We start from the raw sequence: 7,768 nt of genomic DNA, 5'->3' as shown, positions 1-7,768 counted from the left end.
GAACCAATCGGGCTTTTAGGGGCAGTTGATTCCCACCTACCTTCTTTGCTTTCGCTGAATTTTGAGGTGGGGGTCTTACTGCCCGTTAATGCGGGATAAATCTGCTTCTTCATCTTCAAATAGAAACGGTAACGTTTCTTGTCTTATATGAAATCTTAAATCTCTTTTCTTAATATATTTATTGTATACATTTATTTTCTGTGGAGTTTTTATGTTTTCCTTTTTAAATCTATAAACATTTGTCACTACAAACACTACATCTTCTTTTGAAAATATGTCTTCAAATAAGAATTTATTATATGTATATAGTTGAGAAAAGTATTCCATATTTAAATCGTCGGTTCCTTCTACAATTTGATATTTATCTTTTCCGAAATCAAAATGTAAATGATTTTCCCACTGAGATAATAAGTAGGGTCCTAATGTAACTCCTGGAAATGCTTGATTCATATATTCTTTTAATTGTATTTCCTTGTCCTTTCTACTGTACAATTCTTTTTAAATCCCAATATGCTTCTTCTAGCCACGGGTGTATAACTTTCAATGTATCTTTCCTTTCCCACAAATATGAAATATATACAAAAGCTGCTTTTTCCAAAGATTTTTCCAATCCTTTTTTTATTTCTATTAAATATGGTGGTGTCCCTTTTTGATCCCATTCTATTTTATCTGCAACAAATAATACTAAATCCATTTTCGTTGCATGTTTACGCAACGTTGTATGGCAACAAATTGCATTTAAAATTTCTTCATCTTCTACTTTAAATATTTCTTTTGCGATTACTCTCGATAATTTTTGATGAATAATCATAGGAAATTTTCTTTCTGCTTCCACTATTTCTACCCCAAATTCTTCAGTAACTGCAATCCGCTCCTCATTCGGAAAAATGCCACTAATATCATGTAAATATCCTGCAATTGCTGCTTTTTCTTTATCTACGTGAAACTTTTCCGCAATCTTTTTTGCCTCATTTGCCAAACGCATTGAATGTTTATATGTAAACTCTTTATTATATTTTAGTAGAAAATCTTTAATATCATTTTCTATTTTTCCAGTTGGAGTAAATGAATATATATCATTATATAGCATAGAAAATCCCCCTTATAACTAACTTTCAGTATAATGTAGAATCTAAATATCCTTGTTATTTTATATTCGTTATTAATCTTTTTACTCCTTTTTAATACGTTACATGAAATTTTATACAGAATCATCGCTACAAGTACATAAATGTTTGATATTATAGTAATGTTGATGATTTGTAAGGAAAGGAACTACACAATGAATAAAAATATATTAATTATTGATGATGATAAAGAGATTGTTGAATTACTTGCTGTTTATTTGCGAAATGAAGGCTATAACATTTATAAAGCTTATGATGGCGATGAAGCATTGCAAAAGGTTTCTACATATGAAGTTGACCTTATGATTTTGGATATTATGATGCCAAAACGAAACGGATTAGAAGTTTGTCAGGAAGTACGTGAAAATAATACTGTACCAATTCTAATGCTTAGTGCAAAAGCAGAAGATATGGATAAAATATTAGGTCTTATGACAGGTGCCGATGATTATATGATCAAACCATTCAATCCATTAGAATTAGTAGCTAGAGTAAAAGCTTTATTACGAAGATCCTCTTTCCAAAATGCTACTTCGCAAAAGAATGAAGATGGTATTATTCGTATTCGCTCTGTTGAAATACACAAACATAATCATACTGTTAAAGTAAATGGAGAGTATATTAAACTCACTTCTATTGAATTCGATATTTTATATTTACTTGCGAGTAATACAGGAAGAGTATTTAGTTCAGAAGAAATTTTCGAACGCGTTTGGAATGAAGATGGTTATGGTTCAAATAAGACGGTAATGGTCCATATTAGCAACTTACGGGATAAACTTGAAACAGTAATGAATGGAGAAAAATTGATTCATACTGTTTGGGGAGTTGGCTATAAAATTGAGAAATGAAGCATTTGATATATTAAAAGATATTCCTAAATGGAAACTTATTTTTTGGCTCTTATTAGCTATCACACTCACTCCTATTACTGAATTAATTATTTATCGCCTCGTTACGAGTGTAATTGAGAGTTCACTTACTCTAACCGAACTTGGTAAAGAATTCATTCGAATTTTTGGTTATGAAAAGTATAAAGGGATTAAAGAGTCTTTATGGATGATGATTGTTTCTTATTTGTTTTTATTTTCTATTTTTTCATCCTATCTTTACATTTTTTATCGTCACGAGAGAAAACTTTACTATGAAACTTGTATTAAAAAAATGATAGAAGAAATTCGTTACATTGCAAATGGAAACTTCAATCATAAAGTTTCTATTGTAAATCATAACTATCTGGAAGAGTTAGCAATCGGGGTCAATGAAATTGTTGAACAATTAAAAGTCTCAATTGATGAAGAAAGACAAGCGGAACAAGCAAAAAGTGAACTTATTACAAATGTATCACATGACTTACGCACTCCTCTTACTTCTATAGTTGGATACGTAAATTTAATCCATCATGATAATTATAGAGATGAAGTGGAATTGCGATACTATATTCAAGTCATTTACGATAAAGTAACTCGTCTTAATGCATTAATGAATGACTTGTTCGAATATACACGTGTTCAAAATAAAGAATTAAGCTTGTATTCTGTCCCTATTGATATTGTAGAGTTACTTGGACAATTAACTGTTCAATTCCGCATACAGGTTCAAGAAGCTAATATAGAATGTCGGCCTTCTTTCCCGTCTCAAAAGCTCATGGTATTAGCTGATGGTGACAAATTAGTGCGTGTGTTTGAAAATCTTATTATAAACGCTATCGCTTATGGAAGCGAAGGTCGCTATATTGACCTTACTGCTTATGAAAGCAATAATATGATTACAATTGATATAACAAATTACGGACAACCTATTCCTAGTACGGATTTACCTCATATTTTTGAACGTTTTTATCGCGTTGAGAAATCACGCTCTACAAACACTGGTGGATCTGGACTTGGATTAGCAATTGCAAAAAGTATAGTCGAGTTGCATAAAGGAACAATTGAAGTATATAGTGATGACGAAAAAACAACATTCACCGTAAAACTACTTCCATACAAATGTTAATATTACAAATAAAAAGTTCAGTTTCTTATCATATAAGAAATTGAACTTTTTCTATTATTTCCCTAAATTTAATAATCCTTTATAATTCTTTAGAAATTCTTTACCTTTTCTTTCTTCCTAATTAAGCATTCCTTTTTACAATACTATTATTGATGTCATAATAGGAGGATCGCTTATGCAATTCTTAAAAAAATTCGCTATTTTATTATTATCTTTTTTCATTACTGCACTTATCGTTTTATATTTTTACCTTTATGTAAATGGTCCGATTATTCAAGCTAAATCAGCTATTTTAATAAATGCTAATTCGGGTGAAATTGTTTATAAAAAAAATGAAGAAACTCCAGTACAATCAGCTACTTTATCTAAATTAATGACAGAATATATCGTATTGGAGCAACTAAATGATAGAAAAATACAGTTAGATGACTTCGTACAAATAAGTAACGAAGTTTTCCGAGTAGAGACAAGCCCTATACAAGTAACATCGAATGATAAAACAACGGTTCGTGATTTACTTCATGCATTGCTACTGGCAGGGAATAATCGTTCTGCACTCGCTCTAGCAGAACACATTGCTGGAAATGAAGATAACTTTACAATATTAATGAATAAAAAAGCAAAAGAACTACAGTTATTACAACCATCTCCATTTCTAAACTCTACTGGAATTAATCATGATACAAATAAACAATCAACTACAACAGCAATAGACGCAGCTAAACTAGCTGCACGATTAGTAAAAGATTTTCCAGATGTATTGAATATTACGAAACTAACCTCTTACCAATTTACCTTCAAAGATTCCCAGGTTTTCAATACGAATAAAATGATATATTCCCTTAATGAAAACATTAAACTTCAAGGTGTTGATGGCTTACAAACTAGTTTTTCAACTAACGGTAATTATAGTTTTGTCAGTACAGCAGAACTAGGAGATACTAGACTAATTTCAGTAATATTAGATGCAGATGAAGAAAACATCTCATTTATTGAAACAAAAAAGTTGCTACAGTATGGTTTTGATCCTTCCTCGTACTCTGCACTCCAAGCTTTTAAAGACACCCTTACATCTTGGACAATATTGCTTCAGTTTAAAAACTTAATTATACAAACTATAATGATTTTCTTAATCATTACCACCTTAATGTTTTTACATATACGTCAGAAAAAATCCGAGGATTTCAATTAAGAAATCTTCTTATATATAAAAACCGACTTGCGTTTAAGATGCAAGTCGGTTTCTAATTCTATAATCCTCTTCCAATCAAATTTGCTGAAACTGGTTGCAAGTTTAACTCCCTCGCCCATATAGATAGCTGACCAATATGATGGATTTCATGTACGATTACATGTCTTAAAACTTCACCGTATGTATATGTTTTATCTGTCCACGAAGCATTAAACATCTTACATTCTAGACTAGATGACCACAACTGCAAAAAAGCTTTTAATTCTCGTTTATATAAATCAGATAACGCTTTCACTTTTTGAATCGATTGATAATCTTTAAATTGCGGTTCTCTATCATCTTCTCCTTGAAGAGCACTAATCCAACTATACTCTACATCTACAATATGAAATAATGTTTCTAAAATACCCCCAACACCACCAACACGTTTGCAAAGTAAATCTTCCTCTGAAAGTTGTTCACACCACTTAAACCAATCTTCTCTTACTTGCCAATTATATTGAAATAATGTGTACACATTTATCTCTCCCCTACTCCAATTATCCACCTAACAGCATCTGTTATATAATGTGGTTCATCTTTTTGAATATAATGACCACTTTGTTCTGCAATTATTAGTTTATTTTTGTTTGATAATCGTAATAATTCTTCTTGCAATTGTAACCATTTTATTTGTGCATCTTGCGAATAAAAAGCTTTTTTACCAGCTGCTAACACGACGAGTGGAATATTTCTCGTTGACTGACAATATTTATCTGCTTCACCCAGACTAAACATAAACTCTTCATAAGAACTTTCATGTACAAATTGTTTATAGTAAGCTTCTTGAAATTCTGGAGACATGATTTGCAAAAATGCTTCTTTATAATTTACTGGTGTAGAATCAACCAAAACCATTCCCAACATATCTTCAGGATAAAAATCCGTAAATAAACGTGCATTTATACCACCAAAAGAATGTCCTACAAAAATATAAGGTGGCTTCAGTTGTAAAAGATTTAAGCATGTTCTCAAATCTTTTACCATTTCAGAACTAATACGTTTCTTGGAACTCTTCCCGCTTTTGCCTAATCCAGCCCGATCGTATGTAAGTACCGTACCATATTCCGTCAGTCCTTCAGCAATTTGATTCCATGCCTTCGAATAATCGCCATAGCCTGATTCCAATATAATAACAGGCTGCTGCTTCTTTCCTTGGAGTATTTTCGTATACATTTTAAAATCAGTAACTTGTATATATTCCTCTATACATTTAACCATTGACAATCACTTCTCTTCGACCAAGTTCCTCTACAGCGTGATTAATTATTTCACTTACAGATAAAGAACCATCCAATACGATATCTGAATTCGGCTTAACAGTATGAATTGCCTCTAAATAAGCTTTTCTCGCATATGTCATGTAATGTTCCAAATCATTATATATTTCATCTATTGTACCTTCCTTAAAATCTCGCAAAATCCTTCTAGCCATCGCAATATCCAAAGGCGTATCAATAAATATAGTTACATCAATGAATTTTCGCATCTCACTATTTAAGTATGCAAAAGGATAATCTACAATAATATAGTCTAAGGTATTATTTTGTATAAGTTGCTCAATATCATGAATTAATGGTGTTAATACCCACTCGTCGTAATTCGCCCCATCATCAATCCATTTACAAATATCAGCGGGACAGTTATCAAATGTATAACTATCAAAATATAGAGCTTTTGAGTTTTTAAACTTATGCTTTAATCTTTCTGTAATTGTAGTTTTACCTCCCCCCGAAACAGCTGCAATTGAAATTATTTTTGTTTTATTATCCACTATACCCACCAAGCCCCTTTTGTTAACATAACATAATTATAAATCACTATTGTTGCTACTTCTTCCATTCATATTCTAACATACTCATTTCCCATAAATTCCAATACGTTTCTCCTACTCTTTTTGACTCTCTTAATAAGCCTTCTTTTACAAACCCTATTTTTTCGTAACATGAAATGGCCGATGTATTAAAATCATACACACCAAGAGTTACTCTATGTAGTTTTAATTCGTCAAAAGCAATATGAAGTACTGCTTTCATCATATGTTTTCCTATAGAACGTCCTCTCATCTTTGTATTACCAACTAATACTTTTCCAATTCTAGCGGACTTATTAATATTATCTATTTGCCCAAGCGAAATATGACCAATAACGTCTGAAGTCTCTTCATCTACCACTTTGAAAGCGAGTGTATTTGCACTTTCTATATACTTCTCTAATTGCTGTTCGTCTAAAGGAAATGTGAAGGCATTTCCTGACCATTGTATTAGAAATTCTTCGGAATTAATCCAGTTTATTAATTGTTTAAAATCAGATTTTTTAAAGATTTCTAGTTTGATCATTTCCATGCTCCTTTCGTACATCACTCTTTATAGCCTCAAACTTATTTCTATATAAAGAATATATTCTCCTTTTATATGAAATTAAAATAAAGCCATTCATGTGAATGGCTTTATAAAAAAACATAATTATGCTTTTTTCCTATGTCAACAATAGTTCAATAGCTTCAATTTTACATACAGATACAATTACCGTAACTACGCCAGCACTATTAGCAAGCCTTACAACATCACAAGTTACTGAAGAAACAGTTCCTTCAAAATTATTTCCTGTTGTAGTAATGCGCACTGCACTGTGTACTAATTTTTTAAGCTCGTCTCTAATTCCTTGAACACAGCAACAATCGCATTTTTTATTTTGTTCTTCATGTTCTTTTTTACACTCTTCGAAAGCATCCCAACAATCATCCTGTTTACATCTACACTTCTTTTTACAATTATTAAATCGAGACCTCAAAACCTCACCCCCTAATCCTTTCTATTAATAAAGTATGTCCACTTGCTTAAAAGGGTACGAGGCAAAAACATAGAAAGAAAAAAACAAACACTTGTACTAAACACTCTTTTCATTATTAATTATAAAAACAGACCTCTCATAATTAATATGTTGTTTAATGAGGAGAGTTGGATTCTGCTGTATTTAATGTTTAGATCCACTTTCTAAAACAAATCTTTTTTCTTTTAATAGGCCCCCCTCTCCCCGAAAGACGCACCCGTTTTTCCTTCGCTATTGTGAAATATACATTCAGAGAAGTGTACTCCAAAATAAGATATTATTTATAATCAGAATGTTTTCTTTAACAAATGTTCATGGGAAAATACCATAACTAGTAGTTCTGTCTATTATCTCTTAAAAATTAGCATTGTTTGTATGAACTCTATATCTAGTAGAAAATACTCTATCATATAAAAGGAAAATAGTAGGTTAATAAACAAGCCATTTTTTTATTAAAACATAGAATAATATGAACACTATTAAAAGGAGGTAGAAATGAATGTCTTGGAAAAATGATTGCTGGAGTTCTCAGAAAAAGCATTGTTGTGATGATTGGTGGAAATCTAAAGAAAAGTGTCAT

At 31.2% G+C, this 7,768-nt stretch carries 9 protein-coding genes and 1 pseudogene; 3 read left to right on the top strand and 7 right to left on the bottom strand.

Annotated features, from left to right (window positions below; all coding sequences use genetic code 11):
* Positions 1–96: 96 nt before the first annotated feature.
* Positions 97–468 (bottom strand): annotated as a pseudogene (locus RT27_RS35000) (hypothetical protein); the annotation flags it as partial.
* 13 nt (positions 469–481) lie between these two features.
* Positions 482–1,090, bottom strand: coding sequence for a bis(5'-nucleosyl)-tetraphosphatase (symmetrical) YqeK (gene yqeK / locus RT27_RS29725; RefSeq protein WP_043938729.1), 609 nt, complete (start codon positions 1,088–1,090; stop codon positions 482–484).
* A 192-nt stretch (positions 1,091–1,282) separates the two neighbouring features.
* On the opposite strand from yqeK, the gene RT27_RS29720 reads away from it, so the two are divergent.
* The 3 genes from RT27_RS29720 (at position 1,283) to RT27_RS29710 (ending at position 4,317) form a co-directional block, all read left to right on the top strand.
* Entirely contained in the window at positions 1,283–1,978 is a 696-nt protein-coding gene (locus tag RT27_RS29720; protein WP_001038809.1) for a response regulator transcription factor, read from the top strand.
* On the top strand, positions 1,968–3,125 hold the full coding sequence (locus RT27_RS29715; RefSeq protein WP_029442353.1) for a HAMP domain-containing sensor histidine kinase: 1,158 nt from the start codon (positions 1,968–1,970) through the stop codon (positions 3,123–3,125). The genes RT27_RS29720 and RT27_RS29715 overlap by 11 nt, the downstream gene beginning before the upstream one ends.
* Positions 3,126–3,300: 175 nt before the next feature.
* The gene (locus RT27_RS29710) at positions 3,301–4,317 is read left to right on the top strand and encodes a D-alanyl-D-alanine carboxypeptidase family protein (RefSeq protein WP_029442352.1); all 1,017 of its coding nucleotides are present in this window, start codon (positions 3,301–3,303) and stop codon (positions 4,315–4,317) included.
* A gap of 58 nt (positions 4,318–4,375) precedes the next feature.
* Here the strand turns inward: RT27_RS29710 and RT27_RS29705 are convergent, their stop codons facing one another.
* The 5 genes from RT27_RS29705 to exsK form a co-directional block, all read right to left on the bottom strand.
* A complete protein-coding gene (locus RT27_RS29705; protein WP_016081554.1) occupies positions 4,376–4,834 on the bottom strand; it encodes a DinB family protein in 459 nt (152 codons plus the stop codon).
* 2 nt (positions 4,835–4,836) lie between these two features.
* Positions 4,837–5,577, bottom strand: coding sequence for an alpha/beta fold hydrolase (locus RT27_RS29700; RefSeq protein ID WP_029442350.1), 741 nt, complete (start codon positions 5,575–5,577; stop codon positions 4,837–4,839).
* Positions 5,570–6,130, bottom strand: coding sequence for an AAA family ATPase (locus tag RT27_RS29695; protein ID WP_043938727.1), 561 nt, complete (start codon positions 6,128–6,130; stop codon positions 5,570–5,572). Before RT27_RS29695 ends, RT27_RS29700 begins: the two co-directional genes overlap by 8 nt.
* 55 nt (positions 6,131–6,185) lie before the next feature.
* On the bottom strand, positions 6,186–6,695 hold the full coding sequence (locus RT27_RS29690) for a GNAT family protein (protein WP_043938725.1): 510 nt from the start codon (positions 6,693–6,695) through the stop codon (positions 6,186–6,188).
* A 139-nt stretch (positions 6,696–6,834) separates the two neighbouring features.
* Entirely contained in the window at positions 6,835–7,149 is a 315-nt protein-coding gene (gene exsK, locus RT27_RS29685) for an exosporium protein ExsK (RefSeq protein ID WP_043938724.1), read from the bottom strand.
* Between the last annotated feature and the right edge of the window lie 619 nt (positions 7,150–7,768).

The organism is Bacillus sp. L_1B0_5 (assembly GCF_000836715.1).
Classification (GTDB): domain Bacteria; phylum Bacillota; class Bacilli; order Bacillales; family Bacillaceae_G; genus Bacillus_A; species Bacillus_A thuringiensis_S.
Note: the sequence above shows the minus strand (reverse complement) of the source record. Positions and strands in the feature narration are given on the sequence as shown.

Bases quoted from the DNA above. Each gene is read 5' to 3' on its own strand.
- RT27_RS29700 (WP_029442350.1), bottom strand. From the start codon at position 5,577: ATGGTTAAATGTATAGAGGAATATATACAAGTTACTGATTTTAAAATG.
- RT27_RS29720 (WP_001038809.1), top strand. From the start codon at position 1,283: ATGAATAAAAATATATTAATTATTGATGATGATAAAGAGATTGTTGAA.
- RT27_RS29690 (WP_043938725.1), bottom strand. From the start codon at position 6,695: ATGATCAAACTAGAAATCTTTAAAAAATCTGATTTTAAACAATTAATA.
- RT27_RS29710 (WP_029442352.1), top strand. From the start codon at position 3,301: ATGCAATTCTTAAAAAAATTCGCTATTTTATTATTATCTTTTTTCATT.
- yqeK (WP_043938729.1), bottom strand. From the start codon at position 1,090: ATGCTATATAATGATATATATTCATTTACTCCAACTGGAAAAATAGAA.